We start from the raw sequence: 1,774 nt of genomic DNA, 5'->3' as shown, positions 1-1,774 counted from the left end.
TGCAATCAGATTCAAAGCTTAGAATACGAAGACCAACAAGAGTAACACCAGAAGTAAATATTCGCTTTACAGCTACCAATAGATATCATGTAAGTGGTGCTTTACCTTTTATTATGTTAAATCCAAGCAAGAAGTTAAAAGTGGGAAGTCTTCCTCATTATGATTCAAGTGTGAATGATCCAAGAAAGAGAGAATATAATTTTTTAGTTGATAGAATATATTTAGAAAAAAAAGAGTAAATGAAACATTTACTCTTTTACGATCTCTTCAAGTACATCCTCGTCAATTACTTCAACGGCTTCAACTAGTCGTTTTCCACCTTGAATTTCAATTCTCTTGTTTTGTTTGTTTAATGTAAGAATTTCATCACAAAACTCTTCTGAAGGATGCATTTCATAAACGTAGTCGATAATTTTTCCAGTTTTATCATCTTTCACATTGGTTATATCGTATTCAGAAATAGCACCTTTTTCGATCAAATCCTTCATTGTCGTAGTCATATCTCGACGCAATGCTTTCAATTTATTCTCTGTTATCTCATCAGTTGAATAAATTGAACCATATTTTTCCATGATTGAAAGCAATCTGAAATGGTAAGTTTTACCTGGTGCAGCATATCGCCATAAATGATATAAACGAAGCATCATCCAACGAGATAAACCCCGCTTTAATTCTTGTGCTCTGTTGAAGTAATAACCTTTATATTCCAGATTATCGATCATGTTATGAACAAAAGCGTTCAAACAAGCAACACATTTTACATTGCCACCCTGGCCTTTTTTTCCACTAAAGTGTAATGAAGAAAGAAAATTCATGTTTGATTCGTTCTACGAATCAGAATCATCAATATATATCTTTCTTCATTGCACTCTAGCTGGAAAAAAAGGCCAGGGTGGCATATGTAAAATGTGTAGCTTGTCTGAACGCTAGAAGTGCATAACATGAGCGATAATCTGGAATATGAAGGTTATTACTTCAACAGAGCACAAGAATTAAAGCGGGGTTTATCTCGCTGGATGATGCTTCGTTTATATCATTTATGGCGATATGCTGCACCAGGTAAAACTTACCATTTCAGATTGCTTTCAATCATGGAAAAATATGGTTCAATTTATTCAACTGATGAGATAACAGAGAATAAATTGAAAGCATTGCGTCGAGATATGACTACGACAATGAAGGATTTGATCGAAAAAGGTGCTATTTCTGAATACGATATAACCAATGTGAAAGATGATAAAACTGGAAAAATTATCGACTACGTTTATGAAATGCATCCTTCAGAAGAGTTTTGTGATGAAATTCTTACATTAAACAAACAAAACAAGAGAATTGAAATTCAAGGTGGAAAACGACTAGTTGAAGCCGTTGAAGTAATTGACGAGGATGTACTTGAAGAGATCGTAAAAGAGTAAATGTTTCATTTACTCTTTTTTTTCTAAATATATTCTATCAACTAAAAAATTATATTCTCTCTTTCTTGGATCATTCACACTTGAATCATAATGAGGAAGACTTCCCACTTTTAACTTCTTGCTTGGATTTAACATAATAAAAGGTAAAGCACCACTTACATGATATCTATTGGTAGCTGTAAAGCGAATATTTACTTCTGGTGTTACTCTTGTTGGTCTTCGTATTCTAAGCTTTGAATCTGATTGCAAACTTTGAACTCGAATCTTTTCGGTTTCAACAGCTTTTAACCATGATTCTTGATCGATAGCAGGTGCTGTGTAAGAGGTGAATCTAACCGTCGTTAACCTTAGCAATACAT

Annotated in this window: 2 protein-coding genes and 2 pseudogenes; 2 read left to right on the top strand and 2 right to left on the bottom strand. The window is 33.5% G+C overall.

The window, feature by feature from the left end; all coding sequences use genetic code 11:
- The coding region (locus tag ACXAC4_RS18370) for a DNA replication terminus site-binding protein (protein WP_475164429.1) at nucleotides 1–239 on the top strand (239 nt) is incomplete at its 5' end.
- 9 nt (nucleotides 240–248) lie between these two features.
- Here ACXAC4_RS18370 and ACXAC4_RS18365 read toward each other — a convergent pair.
- Nucleotides 249–824 (bottom strand): annotated as a pseudogene (locus ACXAC4_RS18365) (replication protein A); the annotation flags it as partial.
- Between ACXAC4_RS18365 and ACXAC4_RS18360 the strand changes: the two are divergent.
- Nucleotides 820–1,415 (top strand): annotated as a pseudogene (locus ACXAC4_RS18360) (replication protein A); the annotation flags it as partial. The pseudogenes ACXAC4_RS18365 and ACXAC4_RS18360 overlap by 5 nt on opposite strands.
- A 9-nt stretch (nucleotides 1,416–1,424) precedes the next feature.
- Here the strand turns inward: ACXAC4_RS18360 and ACXAC4_RS18355 are convergent.
- On the bottom strand, nucleotides 1,425–1,774 hold a 350-nt coding region (locus ACXAC4_RS18355), incomplete at its 5' end, for a DNA replication terminus site-binding protein (RefSeq protein ID WP_475164426.1).

The sequence above is a fragment of the Pseudoalteromonas sp. AWM4_233 genome (genome assembly GCF_056158285.1).
This window is presented reverse-complemented; position numbering and strand designations above follow the sequence as displayed.